19 protein-coding genes and 1 pseudogene are annotated in these 18,908 nt (G+C 43.4%); 13 read left to right on the top strand and 7 right to left on the bottom strand.

What is annotated here, in order from left to right:
* Positions 1–126: 126 nt before the first annotated feature.
* From R7E42_RS18440 to galU, 8 genes and pseudogenes are all read left to right on the top strand, one after another.
* Positions 127–285, top strand: coding sequence for a hypothetical protein (locus tag R7E42_RS18440; RefSeq protein ID WP_213896859.1), 159 nt, complete (start codon positions 127–129; stop codon positions 283–285).
* A 20-nt stretch (positions 286–305) separates the two neighbouring features.
* Positions 306–899 (top strand): thrombospondin type 3 repeat-containing protein, encoded by a 594-nt coding sequence (locus R7E42_RS18435; protein ID WP_318072907.1) that lies wholly within the window; start codon positions 306–308, stop codon positions 897–899.
* Between the two features lie 555 nt (positions 900–1,454).
* Entirely contained in the window at positions 1,455–1,625 is a 171-nt protein-coding gene (locus tag R7E42_RS18430) for a hypothetical protein (protein ID WP_005397970.1), read from the top strand.
* A complete protein-coding gene (locus tag R7E42_RS18425; protein ID WP_213896862.1) occupies positions 1,625–2,020 on the top strand; it encodes a type II toxin-antitoxin system death-on-curing family toxin in 396 nt (131 codons plus the stop codon). Before R7E42_RS18430 ends, R7E42_RS18425 begins: the two co-directional genes overlap by 1 nt.
* 722 nt (positions 2,021–2,742) lie before the next feature.
* Positions 2,743–3,162: pseudogene (locus R7E42_RS18420) on the top strand (IS110 family transposase); the annotation flags it as partial.
* A gap of 887 nt (positions 3,163–4,049) precedes the next feature.
* Positions 4,050–6,152, top strand: a complete 2,103-nt coding sequence (locus tag R7E42_RS18415) for a YjbH domain-containing protein (RefSeq protein ID WP_318072906.1) — start codon at positions 4,050–4,052, stop codon at positions 6,150–6,152.
* A gap of 97 nt (positions 6,153–6,249) precedes the next feature.
* Positions 6,250–7,416 carry a nucleotide sugar dehydrogenase gene (locus R7E42_RS18410; RefSeq protein ID WP_318072905.1) on the top strand — a complete coding sequence of 389 codons (1,167 nt, stop codon included), beginning with the start codon at positions 6,250–6,252 and terminating at the stop codon, positions 7,414–7,416.
* A 68-nt stretch (positions 7,417–7,484) separates the two neighbouring features.
* Complete coding sequence (galU, locus tag R7E42_RS18405; RefSeq protein ID WP_005397961.1) at positions 7,485–8,363, top strand: UTP--glucose-1-phosphate uridylyltransferase GalU; 879 nt, start codon at positions 7,485–7,487, stop codon at positions 8,361–8,363.
* Between the two features lie 100 nt (positions 8,364–8,463).
* Here galU and tpiA read toward each other — a convergent pair whose 3' ends face one another.
* Positions 8,464–9,234 (bottom strand): triose-phosphate isomerase, encoded by a 771-nt coding sequence (gene tpiA, locus R7E42_RS18400; protein ID WP_005384863.1) that lies wholly within the window; start codon positions 9,232–9,234, stop codon positions 8,464–8,466.
* Between the two features lie 269 nt (positions 9,235–9,503).
* Here tpiA and R7E42_RS18395 point away from each other — a divergent pair, with 269 nt between their 5' ends.
* The 3 genes from R7E42_RS18395 to R7E42_RS18385 all read left to right on the top strand — a co-directional run bounded on the left by R7E42_RS18395 (position 9,504) and on the right by R7E42_RS18385 (position 11,667).
* Complete coding sequence (locus R7E42_RS18395; RefSeq protein ID WP_318072904.1) at positions 9,504–9,851, top strand: 5-carboxymethyl-2-hydroxymuconate Delta-isomerase; 348 nt, start codon at positions 9,504–9,506, stop codon at positions 9,849–9,851.
* 216 nt (positions 9,852–10,067) lie between these two features.
* On the top strand, positions 10,068–10,490 hold the full coding sequence (locus tag R7E42_RS18390; protein WP_012841178.1) for a DUF805 domain-containing protein: 423 nt from the start codon (positions 10,068–10,070) through the stop codon (positions 10,488–10,490).
* A gap of 910 nt (positions 10,491–11,400) precedes the next feature.
* Complete coding sequence (locus R7E42_RS18385; protein WP_318072908.1) at positions 11,401–11,667, top strand: GIY-YIG nuclease family protein; 267 nt, start codon at positions 11,401–11,403, stop codon at positions 11,665–11,667.
* Here R7E42_RS18385 and R7E42_RS18380 read toward each other — a convergent pair.
* From R7E42_RS18380 to glpX, 3 genes are all read right to left on the bottom strand, one after another.
* The gene (locus tag R7E42_RS18380) at positions 11,661–12,011 is read right to left on the bottom strand and encodes a DUF3135 domain-containing protein (protein ID WP_085342723.1); all 351 of its coding nucleotides are present in this window, start codon (positions 12,009–12,011) and stop codon (positions 11,661–11,663) included. The genes R7E42_RS18385 and R7E42_RS18380 overlap by 7 nt on opposite strands.
* A gap of 160 nt (positions 12,012–12,171) precedes the next feature.
* Positions 12,172–12,792 (bottom strand): helix-turn-helix transcriptional regulator, encoded by a 621-nt coding sequence (locus R7E42_RS18375; RefSeq protein WP_109168731.1) that lies wholly within the window; start codon positions 12,790–12,792, stop codon positions 12,172–12,174.
* Between the two features lie 566 nt (positions 12,793–13,358).
* Positions 13,359–14,366 (bottom strand): class II fructose-bisphosphatase, encoded by a 1,008-nt coding sequence (gene glpX, locus R7E42_RS18370; protein WP_318072903.1) that lies wholly within the window; start codon positions 14,364–14,366, stop codon positions 13,359–13,361.
* Positions 14,367–14,714: 348 nt separating this feature from the next.
* Between glpX and zapB the strand changes: the two genes are divergently transcribed.
* Entirely contained in the window at positions 14,715–14,957 is a 243-nt protein-coding gene (gene zapB, locus R7E42_RS18365) for a cell division protein ZapB (protein ID WP_005379536.1), read from the top strand.
* 135 nt (positions 14,958–15,092) lie between these two features.
* Here the strand turns inward: zapB and rraA are convergent, their stop codons facing one another.
* The 3 genes from rraA to R7E42_RS18350 form a co-directional block, all read right to left on the bottom strand.
* Positions 15,093–15,599, bottom strand: coding sequence for a ribonuclease E activity regulator RraA (gene rraA / locus R7E42_RS18360; RefSeq protein WP_005397954.1), 507 nt, complete (start codon positions 15,597–15,599; stop codon positions 15,093–15,095).
* Between the two features lie 76 nt (positions 15,600–15,675).
* Entirely contained in the window at positions 15,676–16,593 is a 918-nt protein-coding gene (locus R7E42_RS18355; protein ID WP_318072902.1) for a 1,4-dihydroxy-2-naphthoate polyprenyltransferase, read from the bottom strand.
* A 128-nt stretch (positions 16,594–16,721) separates the two neighbouring features.
* Entirely contained in the window at positions 16,722–17,525 is an 804-nt protein-coding gene (locus tag R7E42_RS18350) for a hypothetical protein (protein WP_029857735.1), read from the bottom strand.
* Between the two features lie 374 nt (positions 17,526–17,899).
* On the opposite strand from R7E42_RS18350, the gene R7E42_RS18345 reads away from it, so the two are divergent.
* Positions 17,900–18,556: an inovirus Gp2 family protein gene (locus R7E42_RS18345; protein WP_025631520.1), complete on the top strand. Its 657-nt coding sequence runs from the start codon at positions 17,900–17,902 to the stop codon at positions 18,554–18,556.
* Positions 18,557–18,908: the final 352 nt, after the last annotated feature.

Raw genomic sequence — 18,908 nt, 5'->3', positions numbered from 1 at the left:
GATCACTCAAGAAGAAAAAGTGGATCAAGTGCGGAGAGTCACACTTGATTGTCAATGGGGGACTGGTGAACGGTTACGCTGTAAGTGTAGGATAAATCAAATTCGCCATGGCTTTGTAGACGATAAGTGGATGTAAATGTCGCAGAAGCGATTGATGTGTCTGATGACGTCACTTACAACATTTTATTACACAATGCGGTTGTCTTCACTAATCCACAAGTGACGGCGACTGACAATGGTATTGTGGATGGATATACGGCGATCATTGAACCTGTAGCGCCATAACGTTTGAAGGCGATTATGAAATGGGGGGAGTGACAGACACGTCATACTGCCCGGCTTGTATCATTCAACTGTACGTAGCGTGGTACGATCCAGCCGCAGAAAATGGCGCGACTCCGGTCAATTTAGGCTTGTGGTCTGGTCAGGCGCGGACAGTGGGTAGCCCAATTTCTACAAGGCAAGGCGCTCCTTCTGGGCATTTCACTTTTGAGTCTTTTGCACCGACAGAGGCGGGCATTTATTATGTGAGTGCGGGGCGCTCTCTACAACATGACTTTATTCCTACCGCTACGGGGTGGCTTGGAAATGACACAGAAACAGGCGAACTGGACTTTGCGTCCTTTATGATCACCATGACGAACGATTTTGATTCAGATGGTATTCTGAATGATCAAGACCAATGTCCCAATACGCCACTCGGCTCGGTCGTGAATGGTGATGGATGCGCGATTGAGCAATTGGTGCAATGTGATGATAAATGGAAAAATCATGGCCAATACGTGTCAACCGTGGCTCAGACCGCGAATAGTTTTGCCGCGGATGGTTTTATAACGGAACCAGAAAAGGGTGCCATTGTCGCCACAGCAGCTCAGTCAAGGTGTGGTAAAAAAAAGTAGGGTCATTCCCGTCACCGTCAAAACCCCAGCCGCCATGCTGGGGTTTTCTTGTGTTAGCGTGAGGAATGGAGGGAAGGGCAGACGGGCCGAGGTAGCAGAGGTTGGCTCGCCATGATCCCGCCGTGCTGCCCTACTGGCGTAAGCCAACGCGTCAAACCAGCCAGGCGATCCCGGCAGACGGGGCGCATGAGACAAGCGAATGCATTGGGTGGCGACAAGGTAATACTGTCTCAATGTGCGCGGCGAAGGCCGGTGAGTGTCTCATGGCGGGTAGCCGATCTGGCCTGAGCGCCGCGCGAAGTAGCGGCCCAGTGATGACGGGGCTTCTGGCCCAATAGGCGGCACTCTTTTTATTTTAATTTAAGTTCCTGTTTCTATAGATTTTAATTTGATCGAAAACGTCTCATTTTCGTGATCCTTTCGATCAACTGTCTCAGGTGATTTTTTATACCATGCTATCTTGGCGATGGTTAAGTAGGGTTAAAAAGCCTTAGGGCATCGAAGGAAAAACGGTAGTATAATGAAGAGATAGAAGTCGTATGGAGAGAAGGTTTCATGAGCAAAGACTTGTCAGCCTATGGAGTGCCACAGGTAAAAAGACCGAAAGTAAAAGCGACCAAGCAGTTAGACTTGAGTGGGATGCAGGGGCGTCAAATTGTGCGTTCTGAAGCCAAGTTAGCGCTAAGAACGCATCGTAAGACATTCACGAAATTAGCGGATATGTGATGGATATCATCTGTTTTCCATTCGAGCGAGTGATTGAAATAAATTCGTTTATTTTAGCGACTGAGCCAGGTATGCAGGGAGAGGTGGATATACCAAAGCTGCAAGGTGCATTGGGTCGAATTGACAATGCGATCGCGTATGATGGTCTGGAAGATGTCTTTGATATTGCATCAAAGTATGCGGCAAGTATTGCCATCGCTCACGCCCTACCTGATGCAAATAAACGCACGGGGCTGATGGTCGCGCTTGAATACTTATCACTTAATGAGTTTGAAATTGTCATCGACAACGCCTTACTTGCTGATGCCGTCAGAGATCTTTTGCTTGGTGTATTAACCGAAGCGGATTTCGCGGATATTTTGTATGCACAATACGCGGTGGGGCTTGAGTGTTGAGTCAGAATTGATCCTGAGGAGATCGTTGATATTGAACTTCATCGCAGGAGCAAGGCAGATATTTTTTAGTTCACTCCCAATAACGGCACAATCGGTGCCCATCGCCTCTGAGCCCAGGCCATCCCTGATCTTAGCCTGAGCACGTGCCGACCTCATCGCATCGGTGGCAAGGTGAACCCAAAATAGGGGCTGACTTTGCGTTTTGGCAAACCGAACCCAAAATAAGGCCTGACTCTGCGGTCTGACAAACTGAACCCAAAAAATAGGGCGGACTTTCACTCTCTAGAGGTATTCGTCTCTACCAAATTTCACTCTTTATTAGGGTTAACGTATACATTGTTGATATTTTGCTCGTATTTTTTGCTGGCGATCTGTGGCAAAACGTCGTGTGAGAACTCTATCCTCGGAAAAGGGGGCGATACGGGAACCGGACTTTGGCGCCAATATCCCTTGAAACATCAGCGTATGGGAACTGCACATTGCGCTCACTATCGATCGACGGTACAGGAAATGCGGGCTAATTAAGTTTGTCGTGACGAAGACTGTAGCAACAACTTGTCAAGATCCCCCTCTGTTTACCCAGGATGGTAATGAATATCGTCAGGGGGACAGTAAAGCGAACAGTGGCGATAGCCTAAGGCTTTGATGTGATGGACGCACCTCCCTTCTAGCACCGTTGTACCAAACTAATGGTGCAACCAGTAAGAGCAGGAGTAATCATCATGTCTATTAAAGTTGTCGGTATCGATATAGCCAAAAACCTCTTTCAAGTATGCGTGTTGAGTTTTGATGGACAAATCTTGTCAAACCGAAAGGTAAAGCGTGACAAGCTTCTTGATACAGTCCGTCAATTACCAGAGAAAACGGCTATTGCGATGGAATCATGCGCAACTTCGCATCATTGGGGCAGAATATTTCAAGAGCTTGGACATAGCGTAGCTCTTATCCCAGCTCAGCATGTAAAGCCATTTGTTGGGCGGCAAAAGAACGATGCTAATGATGCGAGAGCAATTTGCGAAGCATTTTCTAGGCCTGATATTCATTTTGTTCCTGTTAAGTCTGTTGAGCAACAAGACCTCAAGGCTATACGCAGTGTCCGTAAACGCTTGGTGGAGAACAGAACTGCCTTGTCGAACCAGATCGGAACGCTCCGCAATCGGGATGAAAATATCGGGTGACATTGCTTGATTAGGTTCTGATGGTGTCAACCGAGGAGAGCCTCACACGCGAGCTATCGCTCGGTTTTAACGTCGAACTCGGGGGAAACCAGCTTAAACTCATCACGACGCAAAGAGTAGCGAAGTTGTGATGAAAGTGTCCGTTGTTGCAGTGCTTGGTTGAGGGACGAGGTATAGAACTCATAACGGTTCCGTCTCGCTTTCTTCGCTTGCTACATCGCGGTATCGGCATTTTTAATAGAGCCTCTTTGTTGCCGCCGTAGTGCGGATAGATACTGATGCCAACGCTGGCCGTGAGAAATACATCTTCATCGCAGAGGGCAAGGCTTTGGCGAAACGTTCGAACTACTTTATTTGCAACGATGTGAACGTCGTCCGTGCATTAGAACCCGTGCTGCTCCCAACAAATTGAACCTTCAAGTCTTAAGCGGTGTTACGAAAAATGAGGTATTCACATACTTATTTAGCATCCTCAATGGAGATGGAGTGAGAAGAAAGTTCGTAATTTGTGATGAGGCGCCGAATTGAAATTCTAACTGATCTAGTAAAGATAGGTTAGCATGACATCGATATCACTTGAGTTTGCTCCATATCATCTGATCTAACGCACTCAGTTCACTGTGAGCGAACATCAAAGCCGCTCTCAGCATAAAATAATGTAGCAATATGTGTATTGGAAGAGCTATGTTTACTAGGCAAATATGTCTCTTTCGAGGCTATTTGTGTGGAAGTTTTTATATCAAGCTTGGTTGCTAGCTTTGGTTAGACAGCGCATTAATTAAAATGAAACTTGATGCAAATGTAAAGTTAATGAAAAATAAGTATTTTAAACTTCAGTAGTGGCATGACCAATGATAAAAATGATAACTGTGAGGGCTGTGGCATGTTCATTGCCTTTTTATGTGGGGATAGCAAAGGCAACTGAACAATTAGAGCGCTTCCCCTCCAATCAGAGCTTTACCGGCTTGACTTTTACACCTAATGCTCAAGTGAAAGAGTATGGCAACTTTGGTGTATCTTTTGCCCAAGGGCGCCCTTGGCTTGACGAGGTGCAAGGTTTAGATTCTATAAAAGTATCTTTTGGCCTCATTGAAGGGTTAGAGGCTCACGGTAGTATCGTTACTTATGATTATAACTCGAACTGTTTTAAAACAGGCTGTGGCGGTATTCGAGATTTATCATTATCACTGAAGTACCAGGTTCCCAATTTTTGGGGGAATGAGAACTTAGATTTTGCTTTAGGCATGCAAGATGTCGGTGGGGCTGCAAATAAGCTCATGACTAATTTTGCCGTCGCGGATTATACGTTTAATGCACTTCCCTTAAGGATTTCTGCTGGTTTCGGTCAGTCAGAAGAGCGTTTGATGGGTGTTCTAGATGGCCCTTTTGGTGGCTTTGAATACCAACCTTTTGACTTTGTTCAACTAGTAGGAGAGTACGATTCAGTAGAATTCAACTCTTCTATAAAAGTGTTTACTCCCGATAATTTACTGCCTAATGATATAACCGCCTCATTAAGTTACCAGATTTATTCTGGTCATGAATCGGATGGTTCAAGCGTTTGGAGTGCTGCACTCTCTATGCCATTGATAACGGAATACTCTCGCTCTCGCGACTACGCGAAGAATAATATGACGTTAATGGATCGTTTAGCCGTTGAGCAAAACAAAGCGCAACAAGCGTCAATTTCCTCTTTGGTTAGTGCGTTAAAAAATGAAGGCTTCGTTAATGTTCAAGTGGGCGTATCAAATGACAAAGTTGTGGTGGCTGTAGAAAATCGCCGCTACAACCATAACCAAGTTGACGGACTAGGTGTCGCTCTGGGTATTGTGTCGAGTCATTTAGGTCAAAATGCGGCGCAAGATATAGGCGCTGCATCGGATCAATTTGAACTTGTGATGCTTGCCAACCAAAAACCAGTGGTCAGCGTTTTGTCTGACGCTAACTGTTACCAAAGTTTTGTCAATGGTAGCGCAGCTTGTGATGACATTCAGTTTATCACGCGCGATTTACTGGAAAGATTAGACATGGTTGATTGGAAAACGGAGCGAGTTAATTCAGGCACTTTAGATTCGCAGATCGTGCTTTCTCCTATGGTAAGGCATGGTTTTGCAACCGAGTACGGTGTGTATGATTACTCTTTTGCTATGTCTAGCAACTTATACACCTACCTATGGTCTGGCGCGGCAATTGATGTTCGTCATATTTTACCTTTAGCAGAAAGTGACGATTTTGAAGAAGGTGGGTATTTCGAAGACAGCGCGTACGAGAACGAGATTGATCGTGCAATGGTGCATCAGTTCTTCCGTTTACCATATGTCGATATTGCTAATCAGGTCTCTCTAGGCTTGGTTAAGTCGGATTATATCGGTGCGCGCAGCGAATCAGCTTGGTTCTCTCAATCGGGCAGCCATGAGTTGGGGCTAGAGATGAGCTACTTCCAACATCAAGACGAAAAAGACAAAAATGGTTATGCGAATCCAGACCGACAAACCTTTTTAACTCGTTATACATTCTCTATGCCGGAGTGGGATTGGCAGTTTAATGCGACTGCTGGAGAGTTTTGGAAGGGGGATGTCGGCGCAAAATTCACGACCTCACATTGGTTTGAGGACATAGAAGTATCAGCAAGTTATCAGGTGACAAAGTTTAATGATACAGACGAAGAGCAGTTTGTCACTGTGTCAGTAAAACTGCCATTAACGCCATGGCGCGATATGTCGCCGGGAGTGATACAAGTTCGTGGTAACGAGGCTTATGATTTCAACGTTACGACACGAGTTGGCAACGATACAAACTATTTGGCAGCAGGCCAGGGTGATGAACTCGTGATGGATAATAGTATGCTTCGCCGCTACTTTAACCGAGGCCGTTATGGTCAAGAGTACTTTGAGCAGAACAAGCTTCGCATTCGCAATGCTTATTTGCGTTACTTGGGTACTCAATTGAATTAAGTTGTGTTGCTAGTTAGGCTTTTAGTTAATCGCCGCACTCTACCGAGAGTGTCGGTGTTTTGATATGCTAGCGTCAGTTAAATAATAGGAAATAAAAATGAAAATTGCTGTAGCAGGCACGGGCTACGTCGGTTTGTCCAATGCCATGTTATTGTCACAAAACCATGAGGTTGTGGCGGTTGATATTATCCAAGAAAAAGTGGACTTGTTGAACGACAAGAAGTCTCCAATTGTTGATGCGGAAATCGAACATTTTCTTGCAAACAAAGAACTCAACTTTATCGCGACGCTAGATAAAGAGCTGGCTTACAAAGACGCGGAGTTTGTTGTTATTGCTACACCAACGGATTATGACCCTCAAACGAACTACTTTAACACCTCTTCAGTTGAAGCTGTGATTAAAGATGTGATTGCGATTAACCCAGATGCGGTTATGGTGATTAAGTCGACTGTACCTGTGGGTTATACTGCGCGCATTAAAGAAGAACTCGGTTGTCAGAATGTTATGTTCTCTCCAGAGTTTCTTCGTGAAGGTAAAGCACTTTACGATAACCTCCACCCGTCTCGCATCATCGTTGGTGAGCGCAGCGAACGTGCAGAGAAGTTCGCTAACCTTTTAGTTGAAGGCGCGGTAAAAGAAGACATCTCGGTTCTGTTTACTGACTCTACAGAAGCAGAAGCGGTTAAGTTGTTCTCAAACACGTACCTTGCGATGCGTGTGGCTTACTTCAATGAACTGGATTCTTATGCTGAAGCACATAACCTTGATGCGCGCCAAATTATTGAAGGTGTAGGCTTAGATCCTCGTATTGGCAATCACTACAATAACCCGTCATTCGGTTACGGCGGGTACTGCTTACCGAAAGATACAAAGCAACTGTTAGCAAACTATCAGGATGTTCCAAATAACATTATCGGAGCGATTGTTGATGCAAACCGCACTCGTAAAGATTTTGTCGCAGAGTCTATTCTCAAGCGAGAACCAAAAGTTGTGGGCATTTACCGCTTAATTATGAAGGCTGGCTCAGACAATTTCCGCGCTTCGTCTATTCAAGGCATTATGAAGCGTATTAAGGCAAAAGGTATCGAAGTCGTGGTGTATGAGCCAGTACTTAAGGAAGATGAGTTCTTCCACTCTGCCGTTATCCGCGATATTGAAGAGTTCAAACAAATGTCTGATGTTATTGTTTCTAACCGCATGGTTGAGGAACTTGCTGATGTTGCTGATAAAGTCTACACCCGTGATCTGTTTGGTAGCGATTAATTCGTATTTATATTCAAAATAATATAACAGGCTCCCTCAGAGGAGCCTTTTTTTAGTTGGTAATGGTTATGATTAAAAAATGTTTATTCCCTGCGGCGGGTTACGGTACACGTTTCCTTCCTGCAACTAAGTCGATGCCGAAAGAAATGATGCCAGTGGTGAACAAGCCATTGATTGAATACGGTGTTGAAGAAGCCATTGAAGCGGGCATGGATGGAATGTGTATTGTTACAGGTCGTGGCAAACACTCCCTGATGGATCACTTTGATAAAAACTACGAGCTAGAGCATCAAATTAGCGGTACAAGTAAAGAAGCGCTGCTTGATGATATTCGTTCTTTGATTGATTCAGCGAGTTACACTTACATCCGTCAGCGTGAAATGAAAGGCTTAGGTCACGCTATTCTTACGGGACGTGAATTGGTCGGTGATGAACCGTTTGCTGTCGTGCTCGCGGATGACCTTTGTGTGAATGAAGACAAAGGCGTTCTAGCGCAAATGGTTGAGCTGTACAAACAGTTCCGCTGTTCAATCGTTGCGGTACAAGAAGTGCCGGAATCAGAAACGCATAAATACGGTGTGATTGCTGGCGAGATGATCAAAGATGATATCTTCCGCATTGATAACATGGTTGAAAAGCCAGAGCCAGGCACTGCACCTAGCAATCTAGCGATTATTGGTCGCTACATTCTGACCCCTGATATCTTTGAGCTGATTGAAAATACAGAGCCGGGCAAAGGTGGCGAGATTCAAATCACCGATGCGCTGATGCAACAAGCTCAATCTGGTTGTGTTTTGGCATACAAATTTAAAGGTCAGCGCTTTGATTGCGGTAGTGTAGAAGGCTACATTGAAGCAACAAATTACTGCTACGAGAACCTTTATAAGAAGGATTCCAGTGCGGAGCTCGCGAAAAAACCAACCGTGAAAATTGCTGAGCCAGCATAATTCAGAACTTCCTATTGGTGTACTCCGAGTGGATAACACGCAAACAAAAAGGGATGCATGATGCATCCCTTTGTTATTTCTACTCTGAGTAAAAACGAGATTAAGCTTTTGCTTTCGCCGCTGCTTTAGCGATTGCTGCGAAGCTCTTAGCGTCTAGAGAAGCGCCGCCAACTAGAGCACCGTCGATGTCTGGTTGTGAGAAGTAAGCTTCAGCGTTTTCTGGCTTAACAGAACCACCGTATTGGATGATTACTTGTGCTGCAACTGCTTCGTCTTTCGCAGCGATAAGTGCGCGGATAGAAGCGTGGATGCGTTGTGCATCTTCAGCGGTTGCTGCTTTACCAGTACCGATAGCCCAGATTGGTTCGTAAGCGATGATTGCGCCGTTTAGAGCTTCAACACCGTAAGTGTCGATAACTGCGTTGATTTGACGTGCACATACAGCTTCAGTTTCGCCAGCTTCGTTTTGCGCTTCAGATTCACCGATACAGAAAACAGGAGTTAGGCCGTTTTCTTTTAGGAAGTTGAATTTCTTCGCGATGAACTCGTCAGATTCGTTGTGGTATTCACGACGCTCTGAGTGACCGATGATGATGTGAGTAGCACCGAAATCTTTCAGCATTTCTGGAGACATATCGCCAGTGAACGCACCGCTGTTGTTTAGGTCAGTGTTTTGAGCACCTAGGATGATCTTGTTACCGCCTTCAGCGATTACGCGCTCTGCTAGGTCGATGTAAAGTGCTGGTGGAGCGACTGCTACGTCAACACCTTCAACGCCTTCAAGCTCAGCGTTAAGACCAGTTAGCAGCTCAGTTACCATTGCTTTGCTGCCGTTTAGTTTCCAGTTACCCATCACTACAGGACGACGCATAGGAATATCTCCCTTATCTTTAATGTAAATAGTCAATTAATGTAAAAAATCTACGTAGGAATATAACAGAATAATGTGAACAGATCATGATTGGCGTCATGTCTTGTCCGGCTTTCTTTACTGATTCGACCAAGCAGCGATCCTGTTATTTTTGTCAAAAGCAATCGATTGGTGATCACGTAGACAGAATGATAGTTCATTCCTCGGAAATTGCTGCTGAGATTGGTATTACTACGCGCTGGAATTCATTGTTGTAGAAAGGAATCAAAATGCCAAATCTCGTTTTAGAGTATTCAAACTCGGTGGAAGAACGTGTCAATGTTCAGGGGTTGCTGGAGGATTTACATAAAACGGCGTTAGAGAGTGGCCTTTTTGAACTCGCGTCAGTGAAATCTAGAACGCTCAGGTGCCACAATTGGTTAATTGGGGAAGAGGGTGATAGCCTCGACTTTATCCATATTAACTTTGATTTGCTATCTGGCCGCTCCCAAGAACAAAAGCGAGAGCTGTCACGAGCCTTGATGGCGACACTTCAAGAGCAAGTCAGTCACGTGCACAGCTTAACGGTCAACATCCGAGACATGGATGTAGAAAGCTTCCAGAAGGTAGTGAATTAGGTTGAACAGAGTTTCTTGAGAATAGCGAGCAGGGTTAAGCATGCGAGATGCAAGGGAACTGAAAGCTAATAGGCCTTATCGAGTGTTTATCGTTGCTTAAGCGCAGTCTCGCTCTGCTTGTTGTAACGGCGTTGTTGGCGCTTACACTGCAAGTGTTCTTTCCAAACCATATCGACTCGGCTAATCTATAACCTTTCTATTTCGGGGTAAAATTTGATGTCGACTAAAGAGTTACTGTTTTCTTTTCAAGGACGTATAAACCGTAAAACCTACTGGATTTGGAACGTCATTTACTATGTCTCTATTCTAGGTTTTGGTGCTGGAATTAGTAAGCTATTTCCTACTTTCTCCTATTTACTTCTCCCTATTTTCTTGGTGATTTTGTTAATCCCTGATTTGGCGATCACCACCAAGCGTTGGCATGACCGCAACAAATCAATCTATTGGCTAGCACTGAATATTCCCCTGATTATCGGACGAATCGCTACGCCAATGACTAGCCCTGTTGCACAAGAGCCGTCGACACCGCAAATGTTCGTTGCATCCATTTCTCTGATTTGTGGTTTATGGATTCTAATTGAATGTGGCTTCTTAAAAGGAACATCAGGACCAAACCAATATGGCCCTGAGCCGGAGTAATCGCTTTAAGTAACGTGCTCGCTGAAAGTAGATTCTTAGTCTCGCTAAGGCTCGCTAGAATGACGAACTCCTTTGATCTAGAGCTTGCTATAGTGACGGTCATTCTGAACAACGAGGTACGAGCGTGATTCAGAATCTATCGTCCGCTTGAGCAGTGGCTAAGGTGAGAGGGAAAGAATAGGAGTTTGCTGTTACTTGATTCTTAGTCTCGCTGGAGCTCGCTAGAATGACGAGCTCTTTTGATCTAGAGCTTGCTATTGTACCCGTCATTCTGAACAACGAGGTACGAGCGTGATTCAGAATCTATCGTCCGCTTGAGCAGTAGCTAAGGTGAGTGGGAAAGAATAGGAGTTTGCTGCTACTTGATTCTTAGTCTCGCTGGAGCTCGCTAGAATGACTAGCTTTTTTGATCTAGAGCTTGCTATTTTAACCGTCATTCTGAACAGTGAGGGACGAGCATGATTCAGAATCTATCGTCCGCTTGAGCTGTGGCTAAGGTGAGCGGGAGAGAATAGGAGCTTGCTGTTATCAGATTCTTAGTCTCGCTAAGGCTCGCTAGAATGACGAACTCTTTTGATTTAGAGACTGTTAAAGCCACTGTCATTCTGAACAACGAGGAACGAGGTGATTCAGAATCTATCGTCCGCTTGAGCAGTAGCTAAGGTGAGTGCGAAAGAACAGGAGCTTGCTGTTACCAGATTTTTAGTCTCGTTTGAGCTCGCTAGAATGACGAACGCTTTTGACCTAGAGCTTATTAAAGTCATCGTCATTCTGAACAGCGAGGGACGAGTGTGATTCAGAATCTACGCACAGAGCGCTCCGAGTTTGAACTGAGCGATTGAATTAAAATGGAAAAGTAACAGCGAATCATGAAGGAGAATGAATCATCGATAGGACACCTTGAGTTTATATCCTAACGTCAAACAACAACGCCGTTCTTTACATTGGTGTTACCAGTCAGCTGCCTCAAAGAATATGGCAGCATAAAAACGGAGTAGTTGAGGGATTTACCAAGAAATACAACGTTCATAAGCTCGTTTACTTTGAGTTATTCGAAGATATGGCAACTGCCATAAACCGAGAAAAGCAGCTCAAGCAGTGGAAGCGTGAGTGGAAGTTAGCCTTGGTAAGAGAAACGAAGCCTAACTTTCTCGATCTATCTACAGAGTATCAGTAAAAATCATCCCTACCTTTAAATGCCTCTAAGCTAACCACATCCGCTTTTTGAGTCGGTGCCGTTTCCCCTTGTAGCGCCGCTCTGAACTTCACGACCTGTTTTTGTAATTCGTTCATCAATACCACATTGGTGTGATGAGGGTTTTTACACGTGCTGATGACCCTATCGATGTGGCTTTGCTGAGCCCACAGTCTTTCTTGCATGTTTTCTGATGCGCTTTCGATCATCTCTTTTGCCATTTCATGACGAAATTGCTCAAAAGCTTCTGGATCTCGCTCTGCCATTCGAACCATTTCATCGAATGGCGGAAGTGTTTGAGAAGAGTAGTGACGTAGAGTAGACATCAATGTTCTCCAAATCCTTATGGAAATTGCCTTTAGTTACTAAAAGCCTATACCACTAGAAAGAGGAGAGAGGATGAATTCTTCAGCCGTCTCACTTATAAGAGAAGCTTTTAAGCTTGCGATTAAATAAGTGCGGCATGTCGATGTTTGGTTGTGGTAGTTACTGCAGTTGTTGGATGCGGTACACGCAGCGTCTTTGACCGCTGATGATATGCTCGGTGCGCTCTATTTTGGTGTCACGTCCAAGCAAAGACTGAAAAACGCTCAATTCCGATTGGCACAAGCTTGGGCAGCGAGTTGCGGCTTTACAAATCGGACAGTGATTTTCGATCAAGATAAATCCGTTCTCATCTTGCTCAAGCTCGGCCATATAGCCTTCTTGCTCTCTTAGTGTCACAAGAGTTTCTAGTTTGCTTTGCAGAGAGTTGCATTGCTCAAGGTGCTGACGATAACTTTGTAACGTGAGTTTTTCTCTTTCCGATGTGACTTTTTCCAGTCCATCTTTGCCAAAGATATGTTCGACAGCTTCTATAAACTGAATGGTCAACTCACCGTGACGGTCAGCAAATTGCTCATGACCTTTTTGAGTAAGAGACCAATGACGAGCAGGGCGACCAACTTTTACTTTTACGTCATGGATAGAAAGAATGCCATCATCTTCTAAACTTTGCAGGTGCTGACGAGCCCCCATGGTTGTCATACCTAGCTCAGAGGAGAGTTGTTTTGCAGTGACGGAACCATCACGCTTAACGATTTGCAATATCCTATCTACGGTCTTCATATACCCACCATTTATACGTCAGTACATATTATGCGCGATAGGGTTAGTAAAGAAAAGTGTTGACTTAATTTGAGTGGGGATCTGTTGGGTCTATGTTCATGCGAACCAATATATATCGCCACTCTGAACAGCGAGAAACGAGTGTGCTTCAGAATCTATCGTTCGGTTGTGCAATGGTTATGGTGAGAGGGAGAGAATAGGAGTTTACTGTTATTAGTATTAGATTCTTAGTCTCGCTGGAACTCGCTAGAATGACGAGTTCTTTTGATTTAGAGCTTGCAATGGTAGCCGTCATTCTGAACAACGAGGGAGGAGCGTGATTCAGCATCTATCGTCCGGCTGTGTAGGGGTTATGGTGAGAGGGAGAGAATAGGAGTTTGCTGTTACTGGATTTTTTAGTCTCGCTGGAGCTCGCTAGAATGACGAGTTCTTTTGATTTTGAGCTTGCTGTGGTGACCGTCATTCTGAACAACGAGGAACGAGTGTGATTCAGAATCTATTGCCCGGTTGTGCGGAAAGAAAGGCTCAAACTCAAACTCAGACTGAGCGAGAGCCTCGAGAAATGCTTAAAGAATAATATCACGCACTTCTGGATCTTTACGATCTAAGTAGTGAGTCGATGTGATGCGGCGAATAGTTCGGTATCGACCACGCACGAGCAGCGTTTCTGTGGTTGCGATATTGCCTTGGCGAGAGATGCCTTCCAGCAAGTCACCTTTAGTGATGCCTGTAGCTGAAAATACCACGTTGTCGCTGCGTGCCATGTCTTCCATTTTGAGGACAACATTCGCTTTTACGCCCATTTCATCGCAGCGTTTTAGTTCGTCTGCGCCGTAAATGCGGTTTTCTTCAGTATCGCCTTTTACTTCGTGACGAGGAAGCAGGCGACCGTGCATGTCACCGTCTAGCGCTCGAATTACCGCTGCTGATACAACCCCTTCTGGCGCACCGCCAATACAGTACATCATGTCCACTTCGCTGTCTGGCATACAAGTCAGAATAGAGGCAGCCACATCACCATCAGGCACCGCAAAAACACGTACGCCCATTGCTTGCATTTCTGCAATAACGTCATCGTGGCGAGGTTTCGCAAGGGTAATAACGACTAAGGTATCAAGTGGTTTGTTCAGGGCTTTTGCTACGTTCTCTAGGTTCTCTTTTAACGGCTTTTCTAAATCAATTACGCCTTTTGCACCAGGGCCAACAACCAGTTTTTCCATGTACATATCTGGCGCTTTAAGAAAGCTGCCTTTCTCACCTGCGGCAAGTACGGCTAGTGCGTTAGATTGTCCCATTGCCGTCATACGCGTCCCTTCAATCGGGTCGACTGCAATATCTACTTCATCACCACCAATACCCACTTGCTCACCAATGTATAGCATTGGCGCATCATCGATTTCACCCTCACCAATGACAATTTCACCACTGATATCTGTTTTGTTCAGTAGGGTGCGCATAACTTCAACAGCTGCGCCATCGGCTGCATTTTTATCGCCACGGCCAAGCCATTTGTAACCAGCCAAAGCTGCACCTTCAGTCACACGGGAAAATGCCATAGCTAAATCGCGTTTCATGATGTCTCCAAGTAAGCAAGAGGGAAGAAGAATTTGCGCGGCGATTCTATCACAACGTAGGGTAAACGTTTGCCTTTTTGCGGAGCTTTTACTTTATCTAAGTTGAATTTGATCAATACTTAGGGCGATTTTCAGCGTGGCGGGAGGCAAAATCCTTGCTCAAAAATGCTTCGGCGATAAGAAAAGTCAGCGTTTAGTGAGATTGCGCCGATTTTTTGACCGAATGATGCGAAATATCGAATATAGTGAGTGTTTCTCATCGCGACGCTGAGTAGAATGAACCTTATATAGGTTAGGTGTGCATCAATCTCGCACATCGTCCCAACGGAATAACATAGGTAGGCCAAGATGTCTTTTGAAGTACTAGAACAACTAGAATCTAAAATTCAAACTGCAGTTGACACAATCACTCTTCTTCAGATGGAAGTCGAAGAGCTGAAAGAAGATAAAGCAAAACTTGCGGAAGAAGCGAACGAGCTTCGCTCTCAACGTGAAGAGCTAGAGCAAAAAGCACAGCAAGCACAACAAGAGCACGCGCAATGGCAAGAGCGCATTCGTGCACTACTTGGCAAAATGGACGAAGTGGAATAATCCGGCTTCTTCATTCTAAATTAAAAACACCCGCGTTAAGCGGGTGTTTGTGTTTTGGGAAAGTTGAAAATCGTTAGGACAAGCTCGATTCTGATAGCCAAGATAAGGTCCTATAACTTAGGTACCTAAGACTCGTTATTCTTCTTCATCCAACTCTAAATCAATATTCAATGGCTCAGGCGACAGGATGATCCCAGTGCTATCAGCATAAATATAATCTTCAGGTAAGAAGCTGACGCCGCCAAAGTTGACTGGTACATCTAATTCGCCGATACCCTGGCTGGTCGCTCCAACAGGAATAGAAGCGAGGGCTTGAATGCCTAAGTTCATATCTTCAAGTTCATCTACTTCACGAACACAGCCGTAAACGACAATGCCTTCCCACTCGTTTTCTTCCGCAATAGTTGCGATTTCTGCATCGATAAGGGCTTTACGTAGGGAACCGCCACCGTCAATTAACAAAACGCGACCAAGTCCATCTTGCTCTAATGTCTCGCGGATCAACGAATTATCTTCAAAACACTTGATGGTGGTGATTTGCCCGGCAAATGAAGCGCGACCGCCAAAATTACTGAACATTGGTTCAACCACATCTACCTGATCGAGGTAGATATCACAGAGTGCTGAGGTATTGTATTCCATAGCGTACCTTTCTAAACAGAAATTGGTTGTCTTTGAGTATATCTAGGCATTAAGTCAATGCAATGACAATCCTTTTTTAACTTACTAGAGTTTGAGCTACCACAATTGTTGCAAACAAAACGTTGGTGACTAAAGAACATTTCACGATGACTGGCATCATGGGTGCTATCTGAGCGGGCTTTTGTGTATGCCAAACCGCTTTACCATGATTGGCCACGAAATAAATACTAAGTAAAAATGGCAAGCTAATCCAAACGGGTTTGTCTTGAATTAACAAGTAAGCCGCAAAGGCAAGGATAGCTCCGCCAAGTAAAATAAAATGGTACTGCTTGGCTTTACGTTGACCTAAGCGCACTGCGACCGTGCGTTTACCACACTCTCGGTCGTTCTCTATATCACGCATATTGTTGATATTGAGTACTGCAACGGCGAGTAAACCGCAGCCTAAAGCAGGTAAGAATAGCGTGGTGTCTACGTGACCGGTATGCAAGAAGTAGGTACCGGATACGCCGAGTAAACCAAAAAACAAGAACACTGATATATCGCCAAGCCCCACGTAACCGTATGGTTTGCTACCCATGGTGTAAGCAATCGCCGCGAGGATGGCTAAAATTCCCAGCCCGATAAACGTCACAATGCTTTCCAGTGAACTTAGTGAATAGAAAACTAACACCAAGCCTGAAATAGCGGTCAGAACGATGTTAAAGATAATCGCCTGTTTCATTTGTTTCGCACTTACCGCGCCAGACTGCATCGCTCGTAATGGGCCAAGGCGTTTGTCGTTATCTGTACCTTGAACGGCATCGCCATAGTCGTTTGCCAGGTTGGACAGAATTTGCAGCAACGTCGCGGTTACGAAAGCCATGATGGCAATTGTCAGTGAAAAATGACCCGCCGAGTAGGCGAGTACGCTACCCGTTAAGATAGAGACTAATGCCAGAGGTAATGTTTTTGGACGAGCGGCTTCAAGCCAGATCTGTAGAGATTGTTTCATGGAAATTTCGTGCTAGTAACCAATGTGCCCAGTATAGACATAAATTTTTATGTACACTATTAACTTAAATCAAATAGAAGACGATTAAGTAAACTAATATGAGTATTAAAAGCAATACAGCGAGGTTCCTATAGCCTTAAGAATTCATTATTTATGAGTGATTCTATAACTTTATTTCTTTTCATGTTTTTTGAAATTGATATAGCTTTAAGTTTTTCATTGCTGCTTTCAGATAAGTTTATACAATATTGCTTTTTAGATTGAACTTTATCTCTAAACTTCTTTTGATCCCATGCCTTTTTTATCCTTTTAATTGTAATGTCTCTTTTGTTCTCTTCAATTGTATCAAAAAAAGCGATAATGAAATCTTTCAGATCTTGTGTTGAATTTTTATTATTCCAAATGTATTTAATAACCAAAGGCTCATGTTTAAGTATGTAGCTCCATGCCCATTTTGTTTTTTCTTCATCATCTTTTAACCATGAAATGATCTCAGTTTTATCAAGTGATAAATTCCATTTTCTTACGATTTTCATCTCTAGTTCAATATAATTGTACTTGCTTTTGTTTACCTTTGCTATATATATTTTTACCCGTTTTACTCTTTCTTTGAAACTGTTTCCATTTGGATTTAATGATAGTTTTCCTGATAGTTTTTTTTGAATGTAAAACCATGAAAAATTACAAAATCTTTCATTTTTTCTTATTTCATTTTTTATATATAAAATTGAATTATATTTTTCTTCTATTTTCCCGACAATCCTTTTGCAATCTTCGAATGAATATGTTTTAAGAGCAGCATTTATTATACTTTCATTTTCTTTAATACTTAATGATTCTTCCCATACTGCTCTAATATCATGTTTTGATAGCTGACGAGCATAGAATCTTCCCATGTTTTCATCTTTAATTTTGACATTGTAATTTTCCATAATTAAACCCTATGAAATGTTAATGTATAGCAACTAGTATCTTATATTTACTACAATGTAGTTTCAATCTGTTTGGGTCTTTATCTACAAAACTACAATGTAGTTTTAGCCAGAGATGTAAGTTGAACGCTGACATTAACTAATTCCTCATGCTTGTCGCTAACTTCAGAGTCGCTCTTTTACATCTGTTATACAGGAGGCTTAGACTGAACTCTTACCCGATATGTTGGTATGGTTAATATACTTAATACATACTTAACGAAGTACTCATATCCTACACACCACTACCTAGTAGAATTAGTATGCTCTCCTTAAATACCATGTATTAAATAACACAGTAATTCATATCTTTGGATTAATACCAAAGAGAATGAATGATGATTTATACTTACAAAGGTTTAGAGGTTCTTTATCCGGTCAGTGAACTCAATACACACTATCTAGATCGGATCATATTAACCATGTCGAAAGCATTAAAAGACTATAAGAGAGTTCATGCGTTAAGACTGGATCTGAGACTTCCTGTTTCTGATAGTGAAAAAGATATACTTCGCAGAGATGAGATTTTGAACAACACATTTAATCAAAAAAATATCATTAAACGATTCTTTGAATCCTTGAAGGCAAAAATAAAAGCGCAAGAAAAAAGAATGATAGCGAGTGAGAAAAGGGTATATCCATGTCACCTACGATATGTTTGGTGTAGGGAAAGGAATAAATCTGACAATGACCACTATCACCTTGTCCTGTTTTTTAATAAAGATAGATATTTTAGTAGCGGTTATAGAGATAATGAAGAGAGTTTAGTAAGACTCATTATGGATGCATGGAGTAGTGCACTAGGAGAGTATGTTGATAATGCAGATAGGTTAGTTCAACTTGTTTATAAAGGTACACATTACTTAGACCAAAATAAATATGACTTCGAGAATAAATACCAGGCCCTCTTTACAAGACTCAGTTACTTTGCCAAAAATAGAACGAAGCATTATGGTGAAGGAAAACGTTGCTTTGGAACGAGTCAAGGGTGATAGCCAATATACACACCTGTTTAGTATTTCGAAACGTGATTGCTCTTTAGATTGATTATAAGTGTAGAGATAACTGGAATAGCATATGGCCTCTTAGTTTTAATCTGCCATTCGGAGTATACTAGATAAGCACACAGCATTCGGTAGTATGGTCATGCGCCGCTGGTATATTGGCCTCGATAACAACAGTAGTGTTAATGATATCCGTCCTCAGAACCCTACGTCTGTGTCAGTGTAAATGCCGTCTCACGTACTTAGTTATTCACGTCTTCTTTCTAAATACGCTTCGTTGCGCTCCACAATGACATTGGGAGTCAGACAAAAAAACAGGAAGCTAGGCTTCCTATTTTTA

Origin of the sequence: Vibrio sp. Vb1337 (genome assembly GCF_033338715.1) — a bacterium.
In the GTDB taxonomy this organism is placed as follows: Bacteria; Pseudomonadota; Gammaproteobacteria; order Enterobacterales; family Vibrionaceae; genus Vibrio; species Vibrio alginolyticus.
The sequence above is the reverse complement of the archived record's forward strand: the minus strand, read 5'-3'. Positions and strand labels throughout refer to the sequence as shown.

Coding starts and splice junctions, on each gene's coding strand:
- R7E42_RS18345 (WP_025631520.1), top strand. CDS start 17,900: ATGATGATTTATACTTACAAAGGTTTAGAGGTTCTTTATCCGGTCAGT.
- R7E42_RS18430 (WP_005397970.1), top strand. CDS start 1,455: ATGAGCAAAGACTTGTCAGCCTATGGAGTGCCACAGGTAAAAAGACCG.
- R7E42_RS18425 (WP_213896862.1), top strand. CDS start 1,625: ATGGATATCATCTGTTTTCCATTCGAGCGAGTGATTGAAATAAATTCG.
- glpX (WP_318072903.1), bottom strand. CDS start 14,366: ATGAAACGCGATTTAGCTATGGCATTTTCCCGTGTGACTGAAGGTGCA.
- galU (WP_005397961.1), top strand. CDS start 7,485: ATGATTAAAAAATGTTTATTCCCTGCGGCGGGTTACGGTACACGTTTC.
- R7E42_RS18390 (WP_012841178.1), top strand. CDS start 10,068: ATGTCGACTAAAGAGTTACTGTTTTCTTTTCAAGGACGTATAAACCGT.
- R7E42_RS18375 (WP_109168731.1), bottom strand. CDS start 12,792: ATGAAGACCGTAGATAGGATATTGCAAATCGTTAAGCGTGATGGTTCC.
- zapB (WP_005379536.1), top strand. CDS start 14,715: ATGTCTTTTGAAGTACTAGAACAACTAGAATCTAAAATTCAAACTGCA.
- R7E42_RS18435 (WP_318072907.1), top strand. CDS start 306: ATGGGGGGAGTGACAGACACGTCATACTGCCCGGCTTGTATCATTCAA.
- R7E42_RS18395 (WP_318072904.1), top strand. CDS start 9,504: ATGCCAAATCTCGTTTTAGAGTATTCAAACTCGGTGGAAGAACGTGTC.
- R7E42_RS18350 (WP_029857735.1), bottom strand. CDS start 17,525: ATGGAAAATTACAATGTCAAAATTAAAGATGAAAACATGGGAAGATTC.
- R7E42_RS18410 (WP_318072905.1), top strand. CDS start 6,250: ATGAAAATTGCTGTAGCAGGCACGGGCTACGTCGGTTTGTCCAATGCC.
- R7E42_RS18355 (WP_318072902.1), bottom strand. CDS start 16,593: ATGAAACAATCTCTACAGATCTGGCTTGAAGCCGCTCGTCCAAAAACA.
- R7E42_RS18380 (WP_085342723.1), bottom strand. CDS start 12,011: ATGTCTACTCTACGTCACTACTCTTCTCAAACACTTCCGCCATTCGAT.
- tpiA (WP_005384863.1), bottom strand. CDS start 9,234: ATGCGTCGTCCTGTAGTGATGGGTAACTGGAAACTAAACGGCAGCAAA.
- R7E42_RS18415 (WP_318072906.1), top strand. CDS start 4,050: ATGATAAAAATGATAACTGTGAGGGCTGTGGCATGTTCATTGCCTTTT.
- rraA (WP_005397954.1), bottom strand. CDS start 15,599: ATGGAATACAATACCTCAGCACTCTGTGATATCTACCTCGATCAGGTA.